Raw genomic sequence first — 22635 nt, 5'->3', positions numbered from 1 at the left:
TTCGCACAAGGGTGCCCCGGCGGACGTTCCGCTTCGGTCACCTCCGTTTCCGTACGTGTTCGCGGACCGTTCCGGGTGCGGGAAACTCCGTTGCGCCGTCTCACCAGCATCGCCCAGGATGCCTGCATGAGCACGACGGGGGAGACCGCGCCGGCCGCGGGTACGGAGCCGACGGGGGTGGCGCCGTGAGCGCGCGCCTGCGCGGGATCGCCGCGGAGACGGAACGGATCGTGGCGGCGGGCCGCTACCGCACGCCGGACGGCCGGGAGGTGTCCCTCGCGGCACGGATCGAGGCCGCCCTCGCCGGTACGCGGATGTTCGGCCCCGAGCCGGTGCCAGTACCGGTGCCGGTGTCCACGGACGCGGAAGCGGAGCCGTTCTTCGAGGTCACCGGCGAGAGCAGTCTGGAGGCCGCCCGCCGGCTGGCCGGCACCCCGGTCGCCGTCCTGAACTTCGCCTCGGCCCGGAATCCGGGCGGTGGTTACCTCAACGGCGCGCAGGCCCAGGAGGAGGCCCTGTGCCGCGCCTCCGCGCTGTACACCTGCCTGCTGACGGCCCGCTCCTTCTACGACCACCACCGCGCCCACCGCGACCCGTGCTACACGGACCGGGTGATCCACTCCCCGGCCGTCCCGGTCTTCCGCGACGACCGGGGCCGGCTGCTGGCCGAGCCGTACTGCGTGGGCTTCCTGACCGCGGCCGCCCCCAACGCGGGCGTCCTGCGGCGGACCGACCCGGCCCGCGCCGCCCGACTGCCGGGCGCCCTCGCAGTACGGGCCGAGCGGGTGCTGGAGACGGCCGCCGCCCTCGGCTACCGCCGGCTGGTGCTGGGCGCCTGGGGCTGCGGCGTGTTCCAGAACGACCCGGCGCAGGTGGCGGGCGCGTTCCGGACGGTGCTCGGCCCCGGCGGCCGGTTCGCCCGCACCTTCGAGCACGTGGTGTTCGGCATCCTGGACCGTACGCCCGGGGCGACGGTCCGGGAGGCCTTCCTGCGGGCGTTTCCGGAGGGTGTCCGCACGGCAGCGCCGTGACGCGCGTCAGGTCCAGCCGTAGCGCTCGTGCAGCCGCTGCCGGACGAGGTTGAACCGCCCCCGGTCCAGCGCGCACGCCTCGCGGCGCATGCCCTCCTCGTGCAGCCGCAGCACCCGGTCCACGTCCACCCACGAGTCCCGGTCGGACCGGTCCCACGGCCCGCTGCCGATCGCCACGTAGTCCCGGTCGCCGTCGTGCCGTTTGCTGGTCAGCTGTACGGCGAGGAAAGTGCCGGCCGCCTCCCGGGCGACGACCAGCACCGGGCGGTCCTTGCCCCGGCCGTCGTTCTCCTCGAACGGCACCCAGGTCCACACGATCTCGCCGGGGTCCGGGTCGCCGTCGTGGGCCGGGGAGTACTCGGTGCGCACCCGTCCGACCTCGCGCGGGTCGGCCTCGGTGGTCGCGTGGCGGCCGTACCGGCCGGGGACGATCTCATCGGTATACGTGGTCACGCAGGCACCTTAGGCGAGAGCCGACGGGGCGCGAGCCCAAGGGTCCTGGGTACGGGTGAAACGGCCGTCAAGGTACGGGCGAAAGGCCGTCAGGCGGCCCGTGTTGTCGAGGCGGGCTCCGGTGGCCACCGTTCGTGCCAGCGCAGCTCCGCCTCCAACTGGGCGGCAACGGACACCAGCAGCGGTTCGCTGTCGGCGGGTCCGAGCAGTTGTGCGCCCACCGGGAGACCGTCGCCGACGCATCCGGCGGGCACGTTCACCCCCGGCCAGCCCAGCACGTTCCATGGCCAGGCGTACGGGCAGGCGGCGATCATCGCGCGGTCCGTGGCGAGCCCGCGCAGCCGGTACAGGGCGCCGATCCGGGGCGGGGGAGCGGCCGTCGTGGGCGCGAGGATCACGTCGTAACGCCCGAAGAACGCGCCGATCCGCCGGTGCAGCACCGCCTCCGCGCGCCGGGCCGCGCGCAGCGGGACCCCGCCCAGGAACCGGCCGAGCCGGGCCGCGTCCCGGGTGCGTGGATCGAGCAGCGCCCGATCGGGGGCCTCGCGGACCCGCTCGGCGATGCCGGCGGTGGCGCGCGGCACGAAGGTCAGCCCGATCTGCCCGTACGGCGGATCGGCCTCCTCCACCTCGTGCCCCAACGCGGCCAGTCTGTCCGCGAGTTGGACGACCCGGGTGCGGATCTCCGGGTGCAGCCGGGCCGGTACGGCGGTGAACGGCGGCTTGAGGGAGAGGGCGATGCGCAGCCGGCCCGGGTCGCGGCCGACCGCGTCCGCGACCGTCAGCGCGGGCGGCCGGTGCGGATCCCGGGCGTGGTTGCCGCTCGCCGCGTCCAGCAGCAGGGCCGCGTCGGCGACCGTACGGGCCAGCGTGCCGTTGACCGTGATGCCCTGGAACGACTCGCCGTGCGGCCAGGTCGAGATACGGCCGCGCTGCGGCTTGATGCCGATCAGGCCGGTCCACGACGCCGGTATGCGCACCGAGCCGGCGCCGTCGGAGCCCAGCGCGGCGGGGACCAGCCCGGCGGCGACGGCGGCGGCCGAACCCCCGGACGAACCCCCGGGTGTGTGCCCGGTGTGCCACGGATTGCGGGTGTCCCCGAACGCCGGGCCCTCGGTGAACGGCCACTGCCCCAGCTCGCACGTGTTCGTCTTGCCGACGATCACGGCCCCGGCCGCGCGCAGCCGTCGTACCGCCTCTCCGTCCACGGCGACCGGCGGGAACGCGCCTGCGCAGCCGAACGCGGTCGGCTCCCCGGCCACGTCCATGTCGTCCTTCACCGCCACCGGCACCCCGAGCAGCGGGCGCCGCGCACCGCTTGCCAACTCCCGGTCGGCGGCGTCCGCTTCGGCGAGCGCGGCCTCGGCCCGCACGATCCGGAAGGCGTTCAGCGTCCCCTGCGTGGCCTCGATGCGGGCCAGCGCCCGCTCCACCAGCGCACGGGAGGTCACCTCCCCGTCGGCGAGCGCGCGCCGCGTCTCCACGAGACCGGCGGCACGGTCGGTCGTCATGGGCGAGTACCTCCGGGCGGCTCGGGGAGCACTGTCTACCGAACGGTAACGTCCGCGGGGGTGCGGCCATAGGGGTTTCGCCCGGAAGTCTTCAGCAGCGGTGCCTCATGGCTTGACCGCGACGATGACATGCAGGCCGCGCGGCCCCTCCGCACTGTGCCGGACGTCCAGCCCCAGGCCGGCGCTGCACTTGGCGAGCCACGCCGCGCCGATGCGGAGCTTCGGATGGGCGCTGATGCGGAGTCCCCAGGTCGCACCGGTACGGGTGTGGATCAGGTCGTGCACCATGACCGTCTCGTCGTCGACGTACTCCAGGGCGCAGGTCATGATCCGGTCGTCGGTGGCGCGCACCGGAAGGAAACGGTCGGTGCCGGTGCGCGGTGGGGTCAGATCCCGGTGGCTGAGGACCAGTTGGCCTCCGGGGGCGAGGCACCCGGCCGCGTCGGCCGGCAGTGCCGTCACGTCCGCCGTGCTCGGCAGATGGGTCGGGGTGTCGCCCATGCACACCACCGCGGCCAGGCTCGACGGCTCGGCGTGTTCCCCCAGCGCCGTACGGATGTCGGCGTGGAGGGGGCGGATGACCGAGGAGTGCCCTGTGTGTGCGGCGAGTTCGGCGAGCAGCGGTTCGCCGGTGTCGACGGCGAGGACGGGCGAGAAGCCCAGCGAGGCCAGGGCCAGGCTCTGCGGTCCGGGCCCGCAGCCGAGGTCGACGGCGAGCGTCCCGGCCGCCCCGGGGCGGCCGGGACGCTCGCTCAGGAGGCGCGCCTGGCCTTCGGCGACAGCGGCGATGTCGCCGCCGGGCATCCAGGTGTAGTGCTCGGCGAGGAGCCGCGCGTAGTGGCCGATGGCGGTGGTCATGGGGTCCACGGTCCCCTAGAGCTGAGGCAGGGGCCGGCGGGAGGCGGCGCGCAGACGTCGCCGGGCCGTCCCGGCGGCGGCCCGCGCGGGCGTCAGACCCCCGCGTCGCGCGACGTCGAGCAGTTCCCCGACCGTCTGTTCGATGGTGAGGACGCGTGCGCGGGCTTCGTCGGGTCCGGCGTGGTGGAGTTCGGTGCTGATGGCGTGGACGACTCCGCCCGCGCCGGTGACGTAGTCGGGCACCCAGACGATGCCGTGACGCTGCATCAGGTCGGCGACGTCCGGCGTGGCGAGCTGGTTGTTCGCCGGTCCCGCCACGGCCCTGCAGCGCAGCCGCGGCACCACCTCCCGGGTGAGCAGTGACCCGAGAGCGGCTGGTACGACGACGTCGACGTCCTGGGTGAGGATCTCCTCCGGGCTGCGCCAGACCGCGCCGAGCGCCTCGGCCGTGGCCCGCCTGCCCGGCTCGATGTCGGTGACCGCCAGCTCCGCCCCCTCGGCCGCCAGCAGCCGCGCGAGGTGCTCGCCGACCCGGCCCAGGCCGATCACGGCGAGGCGGCGGCCGTCCAGGGCGGGCGTGCCGTGCAGACGCCGGCTCACGGCGCGCAGCGCGGCGAGCGTGCCCAGCGCGGTGTGCGGGGACGAGTCGCCGCTGCCGCCCGAGGCCTCGGGCCGGCAGAACACATGCGGGGTGCTCTCGCCGATGACGGCCATGTCGGCAGGCCCGGTCCCGACGTCCGGCCCGGTCGCATACGCCCCGTCCAGCGAGGCGATGACGTCGGCGACGTCCTGGAGCACGGCCCGCCGCCGGCCCGGGTCCAGGGTCGTGCCCTCCTGCAGGGCGACGACCGTCTTCCCGCCGCCGCTGGACAGCCCGGCCACGGCCATCTTCAGGGTCATGCCCGCCGACAGGCGCAGCGCGTCGGTGAGACCGTCGCGCCAGTCCGGGTAGTGCCAGATCCGGAGCCCACCGGCCGCCGGGCCCAGCGCCGTGGAGTGAACGGCCAGGATCACCGGCAGACCGGACCGGCGCCCCACTCGGATGACAACCTCTTCGTGATCGAGCACCGGCTCGACCTCCTTCCGTTCGTACGGGACACGACGGAGACTCTCGCGCAAACGAATCGTCTGTGGGTGGTGTGCCGAACGAATGAATGAAAGAGGGTACGGTTCGCGTCCATGGACGAACTTGATTCGGAGATCGTGCGGCTTCTGCAGTCGGATGCGCGGCAGTCGAACCGTGAACTTGCCCGGAAACTCGGTGTGGCGCCCTCGACCTGTCTGGAACGGGTCCGGGCGCTCACCCGACGGGGAGTGATCCGCGGCTACCACGCCGACATCGATCCCGCCGCCCTCAACCGTGGCGTCCAGGCGCTGGTCTCGGTGCAGGTGCGCCCGCTCAACCGCACCGTGATCGACACGTTCAAGGGCTTCGCCAGCTCGCTGCCGGAGGTCCTCCATGTCTTCGTGCTCTCCGGCGGCGACGACTTCCTGCTCCATGTCGCCGTACAGGATCTCGACCGGCTGCACGCCTTCCTCGTCGACCGTCTCAGCAAGCGCGCCGAGATCACCGGCTTCCGCACTTCGATGATCTTCCAGCAGGTCAGCAACACCACGCCGCCGTCTCTGCCGTCCTGAACCACTCAGAAGGGAGTCCGGGGTGCCGGTCGGCGGCCGGACCGTGCTCCGAGGTGCCGTGCCAGGCCCAGCGCCGTCAGCAGCGCGACCAGAGCGCACACCCCGGACCAGCCTGCCCACGTGTACGCGCGGGCGGCGAGCCAGGAACCGAGGCTGCCGCCCAGGTAGGCGCAGGTCATGTAGGCGGTGTTGAGGCGGCTGCGGATGTCCGCGGCGAGGGCGTAGACACGCACCTGGTTGGCGACCATGCCGGACTGCATGCCGACGTCCAGCAGCAGCGTGCCGATCACCAGGGACAGCAGACCGGGGGTGCCGCCCAGGCCGCCGAGGGCGAGGAACGCCGCGGACGCGAGGACCACGAGGAAGCAGACCAGGTTCACCGCGTCCGGCCCCCGCCGGTCCACCAGCCGCCCCGCGACCGGCGTCACGACCATGGTCACCGCGTTGACCAGCGCGAGCAGCCCGACTGCGGCTGCGCCGAGCCCGTACCCCGGACCCGTCAGCAGCAGCGCCACCCCGGTCCAGGCGGCGGAGAAGCCGGCGAACACCGTCGCCTGGTAGAAGGAGGAGCGGCGCAGGGCCGGTTCGGTGCACAGGAGGCGGACGGGCTCGGCCAGCAGGCGGGCGTAACGCTGCCGGGACGGCGGGGCGGCGGACGGGAGCGTGCGGGCCAGGAGCAGCGCGACCAGGAAGGTCAGCAGGGCCGCCAGGACGTATGGAGCCCGCCAGCCCATGCGGTCGCCCAGGGCGCCGCCGGCCGTGCGGGAGAGCAGCATGCCGGCGAGGGAACCGCTCAGCAGCGTGCCGCCGACCACGCCCCGCCGCTCGGCCGGGACCAGCCCGGCGGCCAGCGGGCCGGCCAGCGGGGCGGCCACCGTGGCCACGCCGACCAGCGCGCTCGCCACGAGCAGCGGTGGCAACGCGGGCGCGGCGGCAGCGGCGCACAGGCCGGCGCCGGTCACGGTGAGCAGGGTGACCAGCAGCGGGCGGGGCGGGAGCCGGTCGCCGAGCGGGACGAGCAGGAAGATACCCGCCGCATAGCCGAACTGGGTCGCCGTCACGACCCCGGCCGCCGTACCGGGGGAGACGCCGAGGCCCGCCGCCACGAGCGGGGCGACGGCCTGCGGGAAGTACACGTTGCCGACCGCGACCCCGCAGGCCAGCGTCAGCAGCGCGACGAGCCGGGAGGATCCGGGCGCAGGCGGGGTACGCTGCCCGGTGTGGTGATCCGTCATGTGCCGAAGTCCACGCCCTGCGCGAACAGTTGGCGAAGGATGTAGACGGGGGCTCAATGATCAGCTTCCGGCTCGGGGTCGACGACCTCGCCGACACCCGGTTCGCCATCTCCCCGCTCGGCGAGCTGATGGAGAGCCTGCGCGTCCTGCGTGCCCCGGCCCTGCACCCCCTGCACCGCGGCTGGCGCGGTACCGTGCTCGCCGCCCTCGCCCCCGCCGACCTGCCCCTGCTGTCGGCCCTGGTCGGCCCGGCCCTCGCCCTGCCCGACTTCCTGACACCCCGGCCCCTCGCCTACGCCCCCACGCTCGACGAGGAGCTGACCGTCGTACGGGCCACACCCCCGGAGGTCGTACGGCGCGACCTGCGTGCCGCGCACGCACCGCGCCCGCTCCCCGGCGCGCTGCGGCGGGCCGACGCGCCCGGTGACGGCCCGGTCGCTGAACTCCTCGACGCCCTCTGTGCGTTGCTGCACCGCTACTGGCAGACGGCGCTGCTGCCGTACTGGCCGCGGATCCGGCTCGTCCTGGAGGCCGACATCACGCACCGCGCGGGACAGCTGGCCAGCGGCGGGGCGCGCTCGCTCTTCCCCGGTCTGCATCCGAACCTCGGCTGGCGGGACGGGGTGCTGACGGTCCAGAAGATGATCGGCCGGCACGCGGTGGACGGCGCCGGGCGGGGCCTGCGGCTGGTCCCGTCGGTGTTCGCGCACAAGCCGGCACCGCCGATCAGCGCCGAGGCACCGCCCATGCTCGCCTATCCGGGCCGGGGCACGGCGACCCTGTGGGAACCGGAACCCGCGCCGGACGCCTCCGCACTCACCGCCCTGCTCGGCGCCCCCCGGACCACCCTCCTGCGGATGCTCGCGGAACCCCTGCCCACGGTGGAACTCGCCCGTCGGCTCGCCGTGACCCCGAGCGCCGTCTCCCAGCACCTGCGCGTGCTGGCCGCCACAGGCCTGGTGACCCGCGCCCGGGACGGCCGCCGGGTCCTGTACCGACGCAGCGCGCTGGCCGAGCGACTGGTATCGGGCTGACGCCCGGCTGTTGGGGACGGACCACTACGTCCGGTACTTCCGGATCGAGTTCTTCGACGGAGTCACCCGAGCGCGGGAACTGGCCTCGGCTCGGTCACCCGACTGCGGGGAGCCGGACTGCGTGAACCGGACTGCGAGAACCCGACTGCCTCATGCGCCTGCGACAAGGGGCCGGACGGATCCGGCCCCTTGCGCGGTGCGTACGGCTCAGGCGGCCGCGACCTCGCCGATGGTGCCGTGCAGCCGGGCGACGACCTCGGTCAGCTGCGCGGCGACCTCGGCGTCGTCGACCGGGTGGGTCTCGGCGAAGCGGGTCACCGAACCCGGGATGGACAGCTTGATGTCCTCGATCACCTTGCCACCGGCGATGCCCACGGCCTTGCGGGTCTCGTCCTGCGCCCACACGCCGCCGTACTGGCCGAAGGCGGTGCCGATCACGGCGACGGGCTTGCCGCCGAAGGCGCCGGCACCGTACGGACGGGACAGCCAGTCGATGGCGTTCTTCAGGACGGCCGGGATGGTGCCGTTGTACTCCGGGGAGAAGAGCAGGAAGGCGTCGGCGGCCTGCGCGGCCTCACGCAGCTTCGTGGCGGCGGCCGGCACGCTGCCCTCGACGTCGATGTCCTCGTTGTAGAAGGGGACGTCGGCCAGGCCCTCGTACAGCACGACCTCGGCGCCCTCGGGAGCGAGCTTGACGGCCGCCTCGGCGAGCTGACGGTTGTGCGAACCGGCGCGGAGGCTGCCGACGAGCGCGAGGATGCGAACAGACATGGGAACTCCAAAGGGGCTGAAACATCGCTGTTACGATCCGGACCGAGGTCCGTTTAACTTTCTAGCACCTTAAACGGACCGCGGTCCAGTTCTGTTCCCCATGCTTTACGCTGTCTTCATGTCCCGCGCCCTGCCGCCCTTCCCGCCGCACCAAGAGCCCTTCGGCGAGCCCGAGTTGCTCGAAGTGGGCGTGGCGGCCGAGGAGCCGTGCCTGCGTGCCGACGCGGCGCGCAACCGGGCCCGGCTGCTGGAGGCCGCCGCACGGCTGATCGCGGAACACGGGGTGGCCGGAGTCACCATGGAGGCGGTCGCGGCGGCGGCCAAGGTCGGCAAGGGGACGGTCTTCCGCCGCTTCGGCGACCGTACCGGACTGCTGATGGCCCTGCTCGACCACTCGGACCGCACGCTGCAGGCCGACTTCATGGGCGGGCCGCCGCCGCTGGGGCCCGGTGCGCCGCCCCTGGACCGGCTGCGGGCGTTCGGCGTGGCCGTGCTGTACCGCTACGCCGAGCAGCTCGACCTCCTGCTGGCCGCCCAGACGGAGCCCACCCGCAGGCTCTCCCACCCGGCGGTCACCGCGCTGCGGACGCACGTGTCGATGCTGCTGCGGCAGATCGTGCCGGACGCCGACTGCGAACTGCTCTCCCAGACCCTGCTCGCCTCCCTCGACCCGGCGGTGATCCACCACCAGACCAGGCAGTGCGGGATGCCCATGGAGCGGCTGGAGGCGGGCTGGATCGACCTGGTCGCCCGGGTGACCGGAACCGAGCCGCCCCGACCGGCTGAGCCGTCCCGGTGATCGCCGGCCGGCCGCCGCGATCCCACTGAGCTGTCGCGCATGCCGGTGCACTGGAAGCCGGAGACGCCGGTGCCCCGGATTTCGTCGAACGGTGAACCACATTGCCCCGGCGCCGCCCGGTCCCCGCACCTCTGCCAAGATGCGGTCTGTCATGGTGCAGATACCGAACACGCCCACGAGTGCCGATGTGGCCCGCCTGGCCGGCGTCTCGCGCGCGACCGTGTCCTACGTCCTCAACAACACCAGCGCCGTACGGATCAGCGAACCGACGCGCCGACGCGTGCACGAGGCCGCGCGGGAACTGGGGTACGTCCCGCACGCCGCCGCCCGCAGCCTGCGCGCCGGACACAGTCGCATGGTCCTCATGCCCGCCCCGGCGATCCCGGTGGGCTCCCTCTACAGCGGTTTCATCAACGAGCTCCAGTGGGCGCTCGGCCGCCTCGACTACACCGTCGTGCAGTACGGCACCGTAGGCCTCCAGGGCGACGAAGCCGCCCGCGCCTGGGCGGAGCTGCGGCCGGTCGCCGTCCTGGTGCCCGGCGCGGAGCTCGGGCCGCAGGGCGTCGGCGTCCTCAAGCGCTCCGGCGCCCGGGCCGTGGTCACCCTCGGCCCCGAACGCGTCGAGGGCGCCCACGCCCTGCTCATGGACCACGACGCCGTCGGCCAGTGCGCGGGCGCCCATCTGTACGCCCGGGGTCGGCGCCGGATCGGTGTCGTGGTGCCCGAGGAGTCAGGGCTGGAGGCCTACTCCCGGCCCCGGCTCGCCGGCGTGCGCCAGGCCCTGCACGGCACCGACGCCGCCGTGACCGAGCTGCCGCTCGCGTACACCGAGGAATCCGCCGCCCAACTCGCCGCGCACTGGTGGGAGTCGGGGCTGGACGCGGTGTTCGCCTACAACGACGAATACGCGATGCTGCTGATGCGCGCCCTGCAGGACGAAGGGGTGCGCGTCCCCGAGGACGTCGCCGTGATCGGCGCCGACGACCTCATGCTCGGCCGACTGCTGCGGCCCCGCCTCAGCACGGTGCACATCGAGCTGCCCTCGGGCCGCGACCTGGCCGAACTGGTCGACCGAGCGGTCCGCGACCCGGGCGGCGAACCGGAGCTGCACAAGGTGCTGGGCGCGTCCGTGGTGCACCGCGAGTCCAGCTGACGGCCGCACCTGCGTGACGGCGCGCCCCCGGACCCGCCGCACGGCTTACTGGGCGCTGCCCTCCTGGGCCTCCTGGGCCGCGATGCTCCTGCGGACCTCGTCCATGTCCAGCTTCCGGGCCTGCCCGATGACGTCGGCCAGCGCGGCCTCGGGCAGGGCGCCCGGCTGGGCGAAGACGGCGACCTTGTCGCGGACGATCATCAGCGTCGGGATCGACTGGATGCCGAAGGCCGCGGCCAGCTCCGGCTGGGCCTCGGTGTCCACCTTGCCGAAGACCAGGTCGGGGTTGTCCGCGGCGGCCTTCTCGTACACCGGTGCGAACTGCCGGCACGGCCCGCACCAGGAAGCCCAGAAATCGATGAGAACGAACTCGTTCTCGCTGACCGTCTCGTCGAAGTTGTCCTTGGTCAGCTCCATGGTGCTGCTCATGGCGTGGGTCCCTCTTCCTGGTGTGGGGTGTGCCGAGGGCGGAAACACGGCCTTCGGACCGCCTATTCCACTCGTGCACGTCTGTCGTTCGGCGCGCGTACCCATGTGGCCGTCGCGCACACCACCCACCAGACTGACCCCATGACGGAAACGGAATCCATCGCGTACGACGTCGTGGTGCTCGGGGCCGGACCCGTGGGGGAGAACGTCGCCGACCGCACCCGCGCGGCCGGTCTCCGCACCGCGATCGTGGAGAGCGAACTGGTCGGCGGCGAGTGCTCCTACTGGGCGTGCATGCCCAGCAAGGCCCTGCTCCGGCCGGTGATCGCCCAGGCGGACGCCCGCCGGCTGCCCGGCCTCGCCCAGGCCGTCCAGGGCCCGCTCGACACCCCCGCAGTCCTCGCCCGCCGGGACGAGTACACCTCGCACTGGAAGGACGACGGCCAGGTCGCCTGGTTGCACGGCATCGGCGCCGACCTGTACCGCGGCCACGGGCGGCTCGCCGGCCCCGGCACGGTCACCGTGACCGCCCCCGACGGCACGGTCACGGCCCTCACCGCCCGGCACGCCGTCGCCGTCGCCACCGGCACCCGCGCCCAGCTGCCCGATCTGCCCGGCCTCGCCGAGGTGAGGCCCTGGACCAGCCGCGAGGCCACCAGCGGCAAGGCCGCCCCGGGCCGGCTGATCGTCGTCGGCGGTGGTGTCGTCGCCACCGAGATGGCCACCGCCTGGCAGGCCCTGGGCTCCCGGGTCACCCTCCTGGTCCGCGGCAAGGGCCTGCTGAACCGGATGGAGCCGTTCGCCGGGGAACTGGTCGCCGAGGCGCTCACCGAGGCGGGCGCCGACGTCCGCACCGGCACCTCCGTGGAGTCCGTCACCCGCGAGAACGGCACCGTCGTGGTGACCACCACGGCAGGCGACCGGCTGGAGGCCGACGAGATCCTCTTCGCCACCGGCCGTGTCCCGCACACCGACGACATCGGCCTCGACACCGTCGGCCTGGCACCCGGCTCCTGGCTGGACGTCGACGACACCCTGCGCGTCACCGGCACCGACTGGCTGTACGCGGTCGGCGACGTCAACCACCGCGCCCTCCTCACCCACCAGGGCAAGTACCAGGCCCGGGTCGCGGGCGCCGCCATCGCCGCCCGCGCGGCCGGCGACCCCGTGCTGGACGAGTCCTGGGGCGCGCACGTGGCCACCGCCGACCACCATGCCGTACCCCAGGTCGTCTTCACCGACCCCGAGGCCGCCGCCGTCGGCCTCTCCCTCGCCGAGGCCGAACAGGCCGGCCACCGGGTCCGCGCCGTCGACGTCGCGTTCTCCTCCGTCGCGGGCGCCGGTCTGTACGCAGACGGCTACCAGGGCCGCGCCCGCATGGTGGTCGACCTGGAGGACGAGATCCTGCGCGGCGTCACCTTCGTCGGCCCCGGCGTCGGCGAACTCATCCACTCCGCCACCGTCGCCGTCGCCGGCCGGGTCCCGGTCAGCCGGCTGTGGCACGCGGTCCCGTCGTATCCGACGCTGAGCGAGGTGTGGCTGCGGCTGCTGGAGGCCTACCGCGACAACTGACCGTTGATGAAAGGAAGTTACGGCAATTCGAAGCCGAGGGCGTCGGCCGCCGCCTGCGGGGTCGGCTGGTTCCAGAGCGCGGTGACCGCCTCGTTCGTGGACAGGGAGCGCGGTTCGGCGCGGTCCAGATAGAGCGTGCCGTCCAGGTGGTCCGTCTCGTGCTGGACGATCCGGGCGGGCCACCCGGTGAACAGCTCGTCCAGTACGCGGCCGTGCTCGTCCGCGCCGCGCAGCCGCACCTCGGCGTGCCGGGCGACCACGGCCTGCCAGCCCGGCACGCTCAGGCAGCCCTCGAAGAACGCGGCACGGGCGGTGCCCACCGGCTCGTACACCGGGTTGACCAGGACACGGAACGGCTGCGGGACCCGGCCCCGGACCACCGCGACCTCCTCGGGCACCGGCGCCGGGTCCTCGATGACCGCGATCCGCAGGGGTACGCCGACCTGCGGTGCGGCGAGGCCGACGCCGGGCGCGGCGTGCATGGTCTCGCGCAGGGCGTCGACGAAGCGGGCGAGCAGGGCGGGACCGAGCTGGCCCTCGTACGGCTCGGTGGCGCGCCGCAGTACCGGCTGCCCGGCGGCGACGATGGGCAGGGGGCCGCCGGCGGCGAGGAGTTCCTCGACCCGCTCGGCGAGCGGTGCGTGATCACGGGGAGGTGCCATCGCGTCAGGATGCCATGCCACCCCCTCCGCCCCTGTGGCACAGCTCACCAACACCCCGGGGAACTCAGCCCCTTCGCGGTCCGACCACTGGACCGCCAGCTCTTCCGCACCGAGCCCCCGGAGCAGCCTCTCCATGACCACCGCTCCCTCCACCGCCCCGGCCGAGGCGTCCCCACCCGCGGCCCGCGGCCGCTGGGCACCCCTGCGCCCGCTCGTCCTGCGCCTGCACTTCTACGCCGGCGTGTTCGTCGCCCCCTTCCTGCTGGTCGCCGCCGTCACCGGACTGCTGTACGCGGGCTCGTTCCAGGCCGAGAAACTCCTCTACGGCCATGAGCTGACCGTCCCCGTCGAGCGGACCGAACTGCCCCTGTCCACCCAGGTCGCGGCCGCCCGCAAGGCCCATCCCGAGGGCACCGTCGCGGCCGTACGCCCCGCACCCGAGGCCGGCGCCACCACCCGCGTGCTGCTCTCCGGCGTCAAAGGCGTCGACCCCGAACGCACCCTCGCCGTATTCGTCGACCCCTACACCGGCCGGGTGCGCGGCGCGCTCGAACAGTACGGCTCGACCGGTGCGCTGCCCCTGCGCACCTGGATCGACGGACTCCACCGCGATCTGCACCTCGGCGACACCGGCCGCCTCTACAGCGAACTCGCCGCCAGCTGGCTGTGGGTGATCACCGTCGGCGGGCTGGTGCTCTGGTTCTCCCGCCGCCGCGCCCTGCGCAGGGTCCGCGGGACCCGCGGACGGCGCCGCACCCTCGGCCTGCACGGCGCCGTCGGGGTGTGGACCGCCGCCGGCTTCCTCTTCCTGTCCGCGACCGGCCTTACCTGGTCGACGTACGCGGGCGCGAACATCGACGCACTGCGCACCTCCCTGGGCCAGGCCACCCCGTCCGTCTCGGCGTCCGTGGCCGGCGGCGCACACGAGGGCCACGGTACGGCGGCCGGCTCCGGCGGCGGCGCCGAGCACGGCGTGGGCCTGGACCGGGTGCTCGCCGCGGCCCGCGCCAAGGGCCTGAGCGACCCTGTCGAGATCGTGCCGCCCGCCGACGAGCACAGCGCCTACGTGGTACGGCAGATCCAGCGCACCTGGCCCGAGAAACAGGACTCCGTCGCCGTCGACCCCGCCACCGGCAAGGTCACCGACGAACTGCGCTTCGCCGACTTCCCGGTCCTCGCCAAGCTCACCCGCTGGGGCATCGACCTGCACAGCGGCGTCCTCTTCGGGCTCGTCAACCAGATCGCCCTCGCCCTGCTGGCCCTCGCGCTGATCCTGCTGATCATGTGGGGCTACCGCATGTGGTGGCAGCGCGGACGCGGCTCCGCCTTCGGCCGGCCCGTCCCACGCGGAGCCTGGGCCGAGGTGCCGCCGTACCTCCTCGTACCGGCGCTCGCGGCCATCGCCGTACTCGGCTATTTCGTACCGCTGCTCGGCATTCCGCTGGCCGCGTTCCTCACTGTCGACGTGGTCCTCGGCGAGATCGCTCACCGGCGGGGCCGTCGTACGTACGGGAGGGCCACCGCAGCTCAGGAGCATGGTGGCGACGCGGTGAAGTAGCGTGGTCGGACACGCGGATGCCGAAGGGACACGGGAGACATGGCGCGGGAAGGCGGCCGGGCCCGGCGGCGCGGTCAGGGTGAGCTGGAGGGCCAGGTCCTCGGCGCGCTGCGCGAGGCCGACGGACCGGTCAGCGCGGCCTGGGTGCGGCAACGCCTCGGTGGCGACCTCGCCCACACCACCGTCGTCACCATCCTGACCCGGCTGCTCGCCAAGGACGTCGTCGCCCGCGAACGCCGGGGCCGTGCCTTCCTGTGGACGCCGACCGCCGACGTGTCCCGGCTCGCAGCCCTGCGCATGCGCCGCCTGCTGGACGGCGAACGGGACCGCGAGGCGGTCCTGGCCAGCTTCGTCACCGCCCTGCCACCCGGCGACGAGCAGGTCCTGCGCGCCCTTCTCGACACGGCGGACACCGAAGCGCCGGACTCCACGGACACGAGGGACGGCCGTACGACGGACAGGAGGCGCGGCGGTACGGAAGACTGACCGGCCATGGGGGTCTTCGTCTTCCTGCCACCGCCGCCACCGCCGCCACCGCTCGTCCCGTCACCCGGACGGTACGACCGTCGCAGTGAGGCTCACTCCTGCGGGAAGTCCCCGGCGAGCGCCGAGGCGATCCGCAGCTGCCGCTCCGCCTCCTCGTGCCGGGCCTGCCGCTGGAGCGTACGGCCCAGCAACAGCCGGGCGTAGTGCTCCACCGGGTCACGCTCCACGATGACCCGCAACTCGGCTTCCGCGCGGTGCAGTTGGGCCGAGTGATAGTAGGCGCGGGCCAGCAGCAGCCGGGGTCCGGTCTGTTCCGGCACCTCCGCGACCAGCCCGGCCAGCACCCGCGCCGCGCCCGCGTAGTCCTTGGCGTCGAAGAACTGCCGCGCACGCTCCCAGCGTTCGGCCGGTGTGCCGTGGTCGTAGTACGTGGGTTCCGGCTGGTACATGGACTCCCCTCGCGTCTCCACTCGTGACCTCCTTCGAAGCCCACAACGGAACCGAATCGTTTAATATTCCACTAACTCGGAGCTAAGGGGTGTCAGGGGCCGCCGGCTGCGGCTGGCGGTCGGTATCGGTGGTGGGATCCTTCGGGCGGTCGGGGCGTGTCAAGAAGCCGCGTTCGTGCAGTGCGGGCAGACGGAGGCGCGCGCCGGTGTCCTCGTCGAAGTCGTCGAGGAAGCCGTGGAGGAGATCCGCCAGGCGGGACAGCGGGTCGATGGCGTACAGGACCGGTTGGTAGCCGGCGATCTGGACGGGCATGCGCAGCAGTTCGGGGATGTCGAAGGGCCGGATGCGGGCGCGTCGGAAGCGGCCGAGCTCGCCGTAGGACGACAGCAGCGCGGCTCCGTACGCCTTGGGACGGCCGCCCTCCCAGGCCACACCGTATTCGAGGGTGAACCAGTACAGGCGGCTGATCAGATCAAGGGCGTCGCGCGATTCCACCCGGGCGGCGGCGCGGCCGACCGTGCGGTACAGGTCGGCGAACCAGGGGTCGCACAGATGGGTGCCGTGGCCGAACACGTCGTGCAGGACGTCCGGTTCGGGGGTGTACAAGGGCATCGCCGGGTGGCGGACGTACTGCACCGCGTGGAAGTACCCGTCGGCCATGGATCCCAGGAACCGCTTGTTCGGCACGATCCCGCCGGCCAGTGTGAACCGGAAGCCGGTCAGCACCTGGAGGTGGTCGGAGATCTCCTCGTGCTGCGGAATCCGGTCCCCCGGGATCCGGGCCCTCTCCCGGGCCCGCAGGACGGCCCGGCAGGCGCGCTCCCGATGCGCCTCGATCAGCGCCGCGTGGACGGTGCGCCAGGTGGCGTGCTCGGCCTCGGTGTACTCCACGGTCGGTGACGGGGCGCCGACGCGGTGTCCCTCGGCGGCGGCCACCAGGTGATCCCGGCGGCGCAGATAGGCGGCATCGGCGAAGGCGGGGTGCCTCTCGGCCGGGCCCAGCCGTCTGCCGTGCGCGTCCAGTGGCGTGCGGCTCAGCCAGTCGGTCACAGGTCTCCTCCGTGCGCTCGGCCATCCTGACAGTGGTGCCGCAGGGCACGGCGCGTCACCTGCGGCTTCACCCAGATCTACCCAGTCGAAGGCCGCGTCCGTACCTGGAGCGCCGCCGGGTTCTCCCGAACGCCGCGGGGTGGGGGGGATGCGGACAGGGTCGGCCGGATCATCGCCGCGCGGAAATTCGCTCAAAAGTGGATGAAAGCTTTCAGGCGGTGGTGAACTGCTTACTATCTGTCGCATGCCGCAGGAATCGGTGGCCGGGCGCGCTGGGAGGCGTAGGCCGGCCCTCGCCCTCCTCGTGGGCCTGACGCTGTTGATCGTGGCCCACGTCATCTCCTGCGCGCTGCACCACGCCGACGGCCACGCGCACACCGCGGCGCGGGCCGAGTCGACGAGGAGTGGGGCCCACGGCGTCGACGCCCCGGTGCTCGCCTCCGGCTCCGCGGGCCGGCCGGCGGGGCATGACGCGGACGACCACCCCGATCACGACCCCACCTGCTGCGACCCGGCCGACCGGCCCGCGGACCTTCGCGCGTCCACGGCGGCCCTGGTCCTGGCGCTGCTCGTGCTGGTTCTCGCACGTAGAGACCTGGCGGGCCCGTCGGCGCCCGGCGCGCCGGGGCGCGCCGGGCCGGAGCCTCCGTCGGCCTGTGCCGGGGTTCCTCTCCTGCGTTTCGTCTGCGTCAGCCGTACCTGACGGGCCACGCCCGGCTCGCGCACCTCCGGGTGTTCCCGGAGGAGAACCGGCGCGCCGGGCTCCGCGCACGTTCCCCACGGCACCCGCACGGCGGCCCACGACAGCCACCGGGCCGCAGAAAGACGACTTCATGAGCACAGCTCTGCGCAGCATCTCCTCGCGCGACATCAGCTCCTTCCTCGCCGCGCACGAACTCCCGGAGCCGGCCGGAGCCCCGCGCCGCTCAGCGGCCGGCCTGGTCGGCAACACGCCCGTCCTGTGGGTGGGGGAGCCCTTCAACCCGCCGGGGCGCGGCTTCTGGGCCAAGCTGGAGGGCGCCAACCCCGGCGGCCTCAAGGACCGCCCGGGCCTGTACATGGTCGCCGCCGCCCGCAAGCGCGGCGCACTCGCACCGGGCGCCCCCGTCATCGAGTCCACCAGCGGCACCCTCGGCCTCGGTCTCGCCCTGGCCGGCATCACCTACGGCCATCCGGTCACGCTCGTCACCGACCCCGGCATGGAGCCGCTGATGGTGCATCAGCTGCGCGCACTCGGGGCGCGCGTGGATGTGGTCACCGAGCCGGCCCCGGTGGGAGGCTGGCAGGAGGCGCGCAGGCAGCGGGTGCGCGCACTGCTCGCCCGTACGCCGTCGGCCTGGTGCCCCGACCAGTACAACAACCCCGACAACGTCGCCGCCTACGCACCGCTCGCCCTGGAACTGACCGTCCAGCTCGGCCGGATCGACGTCCTGGTCGCCGCCGTCGGCACCGGCGGGCACTCGGCGGGCATCGCGGGCACCCTGCGCGCCTTCAACCCCGAGCTGAGACTCGTCGGCGTCGACTCGGTGCACTCCACCGTCTTCGGCCAGCCGGCGGGCCCGCGTCTCATGCGCGGCCTGGGCAGCAGCATCCACCCGGGAAACGTCGACCATGCGGCCTTCGACGAGGTGCACTGGGTGGCTCCCGGCGAGGCCGTGCGGGCCTGCCGGGAGCTGGCCCGGGGCCACTGTGCCGGCGGTGGCTGGAGCGTGGGTGCCGTCGCCCTCGTGGCCAACTGGCTAGCCCGTACACAACCGGAACCGACCCGTATCGTGGCGATCTTCCCGGACGGCCCGCACCGCTACTGGAACACCGTCTACAGCGACGACTACTGCCGCGCCCACGACCTGCTGGGCAGCGCGCCGGCCGCCGACCCGGACGAGATCGCACGGCCCGATGAGCGGGTGGTCGAGCGATGGACCCGCTGCACCGACGTCACCGTGCCGCCCGACCGCGCCGAGGAGGTGACGGTGCGATGAAGTCCCTTACCGCACAGTTCCGTTCGTTCAACGGATGCGTCCGGCTGCTGATGGTCCAGCAGTTCACCATCAACACCGCCTTCTACATGCTCATGCCCTATCTGGCCGTACACCTGTCGGACGACCTGGGCCTGGCCGCATGGGCGGTCGGCCTGGTGCTGGGCGTGCGCAACTTCACCCAGCAGGGCATGTTCCTGGTCGGCGGAACACTCGCCGACCGGCTCGGCTACAAACCCGTGATCGTGGCGGGCTGTGTGCTGCGCACCGTCGGCTTCGGCCTCCTCGGATGCGTCGAGAACCTGCCCGCTCTCGTGGCGGCGTCCGCGGCGACCGGGTTCGCGGGGGCGATGTTCAACCCGGCCGTGCGCGCGTATCTGGCCCAGGAGGCAGGGGAGCGGCGGGTGGCGGCCTTCGCCGCCTTCAACGTCTTCTACCAGGCCGGCATGTTCGTCGGCCCGCTGGTCGGACTCGCGCTGCTGGCCGCCGACTTCCGCCTGGTCTGCTCCGTGGCGGCCCTGCTGTTCCTCGCCCTGACGCTCCTTCAGCTGCGGCTGCTGCCGGCCCGCAGCGGTACGCCCTCGGCCGAGCCGGGCGGCGTCCTGGCCGACTGGCGGACCGTCGTCCGCAACCGCCCCTTCGTGCTGTTCTCCCTCGCGATGATCGGCTCGTACGTACTGTCCTTCCAGGTCTATCTGGCGCTGCCGCTCGAGGCCCGCCGCGTGGCGCCGGGCAGCGGTGACGCGGTGACCACGGCACTGTTCGCGATCTCCGCCGCGGTGGCGGTGGCCGGGCAGCTGAGAATCACCGCATGGGCGCGGGCCCGCTGGTCCCCGCAGCGCGCCATGGTCTACGGCATCTCCCTGATGGGCGCGGCCTTCCTGCCCCTGCTGACGGCCGGCTCGACGGTCGACGGGAGGTCGGGCTTCCTCGACTGGGCCGTGACGCTCGGCCCCCTGCTCCTCTCGGTGGCCCTGCTCGGGCTGGGCACGGCCGCGGTGTACCCCTTCGAGATGGACACCGTCGTCCGCCTCGCCGGCGGCCGGCTCGTCGCCACGCACTACGGGCTCTACAACACCGTCTCCGGCCTCGGCATCACCCTGGGCAACCTCACCACGGGCGCCGTCTGGGACGCCACCGACCGCCTGGGCCACCCGGAACTGACCTGGTGGCTGCTCGCCGTGACGGGCACGCTCTGCGCCGGATGCGTCGCGCTGCTCGCCCGCTCCGGCCGCTTGCCTGCCGAGCCGGAGCCTGAACCGATGCCGGTGGCCTCATGATGAAGGGCAGGCCGGCGCGGCGCGCCGTGTCGCCGACGGCGAACAGGCCGGGGACGGTGGTCTGCTGGAAGTCGTCGACCGCCACGGCACCGTCGTCGACGTGGTCGCAGCCCGAGCTGCTCGGTGATGTCGCCGTCGCATGTCGCCGAACGTCGCCGGCCCGTCGGTGCACACCACCAGGTCGACAAGGTCCCGACCGCCCGCCGAGAGTACGGAAGCACGTCGCGGACGAGGTGGCCGCACACATGTCCCGCTGCCGCACGGCGTTCCGGGCCGGCGGCTGACTGTGCGCGGATTTGTTCGGTCAGCCGACTTGTGCGGTCGTTCGGGGCAGCCCTGTGATCAAGATGGCCGTCCTTCTACGTCTCGTAGTAGCTTGAACGGTCGAAGACGGCCTGGCCGAGCAGTGAGGGAGGTGCCAGGTGACAGTCGGCAAGGACGGCCGGCAGGAGGCCCGCAGACGTGCGCGGGGAGAGCTGGAGGGCGAGGTGCTGGCCGCTCTGTGGGCGGCCGGCGCCCCGGTGGCCGCGGCGGTGGTCCAGGAGCAGGTGCCCGGTGCCGCGTACACGACGGTCCTGACGATCCTGACGCGGCTGTGTGACAAGGGGTTGGTGACGCGGCAGCGCGAGGGGCGCAGTCATGTCTACGCGCCCGTGGACGACCAGGCCGGGCACGCGGCGGCGGGCATGCACTCGCTGCTCGACGAGGGCGGGGACCGCGCGGCGGTGCTGGCCCGGTTCGTGTCGGAGCTGTCGGCTGAGGACGAGCAACTGCTGGAACAGCTGCTGCACGGTGACTTCCCCGACCGGGGGTGAGGCGTGTTCTGGCCGGTGCCGATGTATCTGCCGCTGCTGGTGAGCGCGGTGCTGGCGCTTGTCGCCCCGAGGGTGGGGCGCCGGATGCCGCCGAGTGCCGGGGCGTGGGCGATGGTGTGCGCGGCGGTCGTGGCGGCCGGTACGTGGGTGACCGAGATGGCGATTCTGGCGTTCACCGCGATAGGCCAGGTGCCGCTGGTGGCCGAGCAAGGACCGTGGTCGGTGAGCGTGCTGGCGGCGGAGGATCCGGTGAGCCGGAAGATCGCCGCGGTGTGCGCCGGGGTGGTCCTGGTCGTGGTGGTGAGTCTGACCGTGGCGTCCTGGCGCCGGGGGCGGGCGCTGGTCGATGCCTGGCGGGAGTGCCGGGAGGTCGCCGCGGGCGGGGATCTGGCGGTGGTCGATGACCCGGTGCCGGCGGCGTTCGCCGTGCTGGGCATGCCGGGACGGGTGGTCGTTTCCTCCGGGATGCTGCGGGTGCTGGACGAGCCGGAGCGGCGGGCTCTGCTCGCCCATGAACGGGCGCATCTGCGCCATCGCCACCACCTGTTCTCGCTGCTGCTCCATCTGGCGGCGGCGGTGGATCCGCTGGTCCGGCCCGTGGAGCGGGCCGGAGCGTTTGCCGTGGAGCGGTGGGCGGACGAGGAGGCCGCGGCCATGGTCGGGGACCGGCCGCTGGTGGCGCGGGCGATCGCGCGGGCGGCCCTGGCGTCGAGCCGGGCCAGGAAGGCGGCGCTGGCCGCCACCGGGGGGCCGGTGCCCCAACGTGTCCGAGCGCTGCTGGCTCCGCCGGTGCGCCGCCGCAACGGTGTGACGGCGGCGTTCGCGGCACTGATGGCGGCGTGCTGTGCGAGCCTGGCGGTCACCGCGCACGACACGGAGCGACTGTTCGAGGCCGCGATGCACGCCCACGCCGCCGGGGCGCACCTGCGTACGCGGTGACGGGTTCGACGGAGAGGGGGGCCCACAGTGGTCCGAGTGTGTGCCATGCGGGCGGGGCCGGTCTTCGGTCCCGCCCTCGGCGAGGAGTGTGTTCGGCGCGTTGCTGATTACCGGGCGTGCGGGGCGGTGGCGGGTTCGGCGGTCAGCACCGGGCGCAGCGCGCCGCGGGTCAGGGCCGCGACCAGTGGGGTGGCCCAGCGGCGCAGGGCCAGGCTGGTGAGGTAGGCGACCGGAAGGGCGAGGATCGCGGAGCCGAGGACGTCGTGCGGGTAGTGGGCGCCGACGTAGACCCGGGAGAAGCCTTCTACGACGGCGAACACGGCGGCGATGGCGCTCAGGCGGCGGTCCAGCAGGAAGAGGGCGGCCACGGTCGCGGCGGCGACCGTGGAGTGGCCGCTGGGGAAGGCGTAGTCCGACGGCGCCGGGCAGGAGTCGACCAGGTAGGCGTGGGGCATCGACCGGCAGGGCCGCACCTCGCCCACGATCTTCTTGACCACCTCGGCGGCGGCGAAGGCGGTCAGGACGGCGACCGGTGCGGCCAGGGCGACGGTCATCGCACGGTCGCCGCGGTGGCGAGCCTTCCACCAGCCCATGACCATGAGGACCGCGAACACACCCAGGCCGAGGTTGGTCCACAGCTCCATCGGTGTGTTGAGCCACTTGGTGTCGCGGGCGAAGCCGGTGACGGAGGTGAACAACGAGCCGTCGATACCGGATCCGTCGAAGGCCAGTTGAGCGGTGGCGGCCGCGGTCATGGACACGTCCTTCCAGGTGAGCACGAGGCGACGCGGAACGGCCCGGCGCCGCCGGTCAATCCCCACGCCCGCGATGGCATGCTGGTGTCATCACGGTGAACAGGTGGTGGCCGTCAGCCCAATCTACTACATGTTGTAGAAGTGATGCTCACGAGGCGGAGGCCGGTGACGTCGCTGCGG

At 73.3% G+C, this 22635-nt stretch carries 24 protein-coding genes; 13 read left to right on the top strand and 11 right to left on the bottom strand.

Going from position 1 to position 22635, the window contains the following annotated elements; translation table 11 throughout:
• The first annotated feature begins 185 nt into the window (after nt 1-185).
• Nucleotides 186-1031, top strand: a complete 846-nt coding sequence (locus AB5L52_RS05525) for a TIGR02452 family protein (protein ID WP_351022551.1) — start codon at nt 186-188, stop codon at nt 1029-1031.
• A 6-nt stretch (nt 1032-1037) separates the two neighbouring features.
• Here AB5L52_RS05525 and AB5L52_RS05520 read toward each other — a convergent pair whose 3' ends face one another.
• The 4 genes from AB5L52_RS05520 to AB5L52_RS05505 form a co-directional block, all read right to left on the bottom strand.
• Nucleotides 1038-1484 carry a type II toxin-antitoxin system PemK/MazF family toxin gene (locus AB5L52_RS05520; protein WP_369362809.1) on the bottom strand — a complete coding sequence of 149 codons (447 nt, stop codon included), beginning with the start codon at nt 1482-1484 and terminating at the stop codon, nt 1038-1040.
• An 89-nt stretch (nt 1485-1573) separates the two neighbouring features.
• Nucleotides 1574-2995 (bottom strand): amidase, encoded by a 1422-nt coding sequence (locus AB5L52_RS05515; protein WP_351568434.1) that lies wholly within the window; start codon nt 2993-2995, stop codon nt 1574-1576.
• Nucleotides 2996-3100: 105 nt separating this feature from the next.
• Complete coding sequence (locus tag AB5L52_RS05510) at nt 3101-3853, bottom strand: class I SAM-dependent methyltransferase (RefSeq protein ID WP_369362808.1); 753 nt, start codon at nt 3851-3853, stop codon at nt 3101-3103.
• Between the two features lie 15 nt (nt 3854-3868).
• Complete coding sequence (locus AB5L52_RS05505; protein ID WP_369362807.1) at nt 3869-4921, bottom strand: Glu/Leu/Phe/Val dehydrogenase dimerization domain-containing protein; 1053 nt, start codon at nt 4919-4921, stop codon at nt 3869-3871.
• A 111-nt stretch (nt 4922-5032) separates the two neighbouring features.
• Between AB5L52_RS05505 and AB5L52_RS05500 the strand changes: the two genes are divergently transcribed.
• Entirely contained in the window at nt 5033-5491 is a 459-nt protein-coding gene (locus AB5L52_RS05500) for an Lrp/AsnC family transcriptional regulator (RefSeq protein WP_351022537.1), read from the top strand.
• Between the two features lie 5 nt (nt 5492-5496).
• Here AB5L52_RS05500 and AB5L52_RS05495 read toward each other — a convergent pair whose 3' ends face one another.
• Nucleotides 5497-6726, bottom strand: a complete 1230-nt coding sequence (locus AB5L52_RS05495) for an MFS transporter (RefSeq protein WP_351022534.1) — start codon at nt 6724-6726, stop codon at nt 5497-5499.
• Between the two features lie 56 nt (nt 6727-6782).
• On the opposite strand from AB5L52_RS05495, the gene AB5L52_RS05490 reads away from it, so the two are divergent.
• On the top strand, nt 6783-7760 hold the full coding sequence (locus tag AB5L52_RS05490; protein WP_351022531.1) for a DUF5937 family protein: 978 nt from the start codon (nt 6783-6785) through the stop codon (nt 7758-7760).
• A 207-nt stretch (nt 7761-7967) separates the two neighbouring features.
• On the opposite strand, the gene AB5L52_RS05485 is transcribed toward AB5L52_RS05490, so the two are convergent.
• Complete coding sequence (locus AB5L52_RS05485; protein ID WP_351022529.1) at nt 7968-8531, bottom strand: NAD(P)H-dependent oxidoreductase; 564 nt, start codon at nt 8529-8531, stop codon at nt 7968-7970.
• Between the two features lie 100 nt (nt 8532-8631).
• Here AB5L52_RS05485 and AB5L52_RS05480 point away from each other — a divergent pair, with 100 nt between their 5' ends.
• Together AB5L52_RS05480 and AB5L52_RS05475 are read left to right on the top strand one after the other, a co-directional pair.
• On the top strand, nt 8632-9330 hold the full coding sequence (locus AB5L52_RS05480; protein WP_351022526.1) for a TetR family transcriptional regulator: 699 nt from the start codon (nt 8632-8634) through the stop codon (nt 9328-9330).
• Nucleotides 9331-9469: 139 nt separating this feature from the next.
• Nucleotides 9470-10483 carry a LacI family DNA-binding transcriptional regulator gene (locus AB5L52_RS05475; protein ID WP_351022524.1) on the top strand — a complete coding sequence of 338 codons (1014 nt, stop codon included), beginning with the start codon at nt 9470-9472 and terminating at the stop codon, nt 10481-10483.
• Nucleotides 10484-10528: 45 nt separating this feature from the next.
• Here AB5L52_RS05475 and trxA read toward each other — a convergent pair whose 3' ends face one another.
• Nucleotides 10529-10912: a thioredoxin gene (gene trxA / locus AB5L52_RS05470; protein WP_351022522.1), complete on the bottom strand. Its 384-nt coding sequence runs from the start codon at nt 10910-10912 to the stop codon at nt 10529-10531.
• Nucleotides 10913-11053: 141 nt separating this feature from the next.
• Here trxA and AB5L52_RS05465 point away from each other — a divergent pair, with 141 nt between their 5' ends.
• Complete coding sequence (locus AB5L52_RS05465) at nt 11054-12484, top strand: NAD(P)/FAD-dependent oxidoreductase (RefSeq protein WP_369362806.1); 1431 nt, start codon at nt 11054-11056, stop codon at nt 12482-12484.
• Between the two features lie 17 nt (nt 12485-12501).
• Here the strand turns inward: AB5L52_RS05465 and AB5L52_RS05460 are convergent, their stop codons facing one another.
• Nucleotides 12502-13146: a peptide deformylase gene (locus AB5L52_RS05460; RefSeq protein ID WP_369362805.1), complete on the bottom strand. Its 645-nt coding sequence runs from the start codon at nt 13144-13146 to the stop codon at nt 12502-12504.
• Between the two features lie 133 nt (nt 13147-13279).
• Between AB5L52_RS05460 and AB5L52_RS05455 the strand changes: the two genes are divergently transcribed.
• Complete coding sequence (locus AB5L52_RS05455) at nt 13280-14704, top strand: PepSY-associated TM helix domain-containing protein (RefSeq protein WP_369362804.1); 1425 nt, start codon at nt 13280-13282, stop codon at nt 14702-14704.
• 39 nt (nt 14705-14743) lie between these two features.
• Nucleotides 14744-15190 (top strand): BlaI/MecI/CopY family transcriptional regulator, encoded by a 447-nt coding sequence (locus AB5L52_RS05450; RefSeq protein WP_369362803.1) that lies wholly within the window; start codon nt 14744-14746, stop codon nt 15188-15190.
• A 92-nt stretch (nt 15191-15282) separates the two neighbouring features.
• Here AB5L52_RS05450 and AB5L52_RS05445 read toward each other — a convergent pair whose 3' ends face one another.
• Complete coding sequence (locus AB5L52_RS05445; RefSeq protein ID WP_351023032.1) at nt 15283-15639, bottom strand: tetratricopeptide repeat protein; 357 nt, start codon at nt 15637-15639, stop codon at nt 15283-15285.
• A gap of 82 nt (nt 15640-15721) precedes the next feature.
• The gene (locus tag AB5L52_RS05440) at nt 15722-16690 is read right to left on the bottom strand and encodes a phenylalanine 4-monooxygenase (protein WP_369362802.1); all 969 of its coding nucleotides are present in this window, start codon (nt 16688-16690) and stop codon (nt 15722-15724) included.
• 244 nt (nt 16691-16934) lie between these two features.
• Here AB5L52_RS05440 and AB5L52_RS05435 point away from each other — a divergent pair, with 244 nt between their 5' ends.
• The 5 genes from AB5L52_RS05435 (at nt 16935) to AB5L52_RS05415 (ending at nt 21700) form a co-directional block, all read left to right on the top strand.
• Nucleotides 16935-17393 carry a hypothetical protein gene (locus tag AB5L52_RS05435; RefSeq protein WP_369362801.1) on the top strand — a complete coding sequence of 153 codons (459 nt, stop codon included), beginning with the start codon at nt 16935-16937 and terminating at the stop codon, nt 17391-17393.
• A gap of 130 nt (nt 17394-17523) precedes the next feature.
• Nucleotides 17524-18669 (top strand): PLP-dependent cysteine synthase family protein, encoded by a 1146-nt coding sequence (locus AB5L52_RS05430; protein ID WP_369362800.1) that lies wholly within the window; start codon nt 17524-17526, stop codon nt 18667-18669.
• Nucleotides 18666-19946: an MFS transporter gene (locus tag AB5L52_RS05425; RefSeq protein WP_351022500.1), complete on the top strand. Its 1281-nt coding sequence runs from the start codon at nt 18666-18668 to the stop codon at nt 19944-19946. Before AB5L52_RS05430 ends, AB5L52_RS05425 begins: the two co-directional genes overlap by 4 nt.
• A 422-nt stretch (nt 19947-20368) precedes the next feature.
• The gene (locus AB5L52_RS05420) at nt 20369-20761 is read left to right on the top strand and encodes a BlaI/MecI/CopY family transcriptional regulator (RefSeq protein WP_351022497.1); all 393 of its coding nucleotides are present in this window, start codon (nt 20369-20371) and stop codon (nt 20759-20761) included.
• Between the two features lie 3 nt (nt 20762-20764).
• Complete coding sequence (locus AB5L52_RS05415; RefSeq protein WP_369362799.1) at nt 20765-21700, top strand: M56 family metallopeptidase; 936 nt, start codon at nt 20765-20767, stop codon at nt 21698-21700.
• 107 nt (nt 21701-21807) lie between these two features.
• Here the strand turns inward: AB5L52_RS05415 and AB5L52_RS05410 are convergent, their stop codons facing one another.
• Complete coding sequence (locus AB5L52_RS05410) at nt 21808-22455, bottom strand: phosphatase PAP2 family protein (protein WP_351568488.1); 648 nt, start codon at nt 22453-22455, stop codon at nt 21808-21810.
• Nucleotides 22456-22635 lie beyond the last annotated feature (180 nt).

It is taken from the genome of Streptomyces sp. CG4, from assembly GCF_041080655.1.
In the GTDB taxonomy this organism is placed as follows: Bacteria; Actinomycetota; Actinomycetes; order Streptomycetales; family Streptomycetaceae; genus Streptomyces.
The sequence above is the reverse complement of the archived record's forward strand: the minus strand, read 5'-3'. Positions and strand labels throughout refer to the sequence as shown.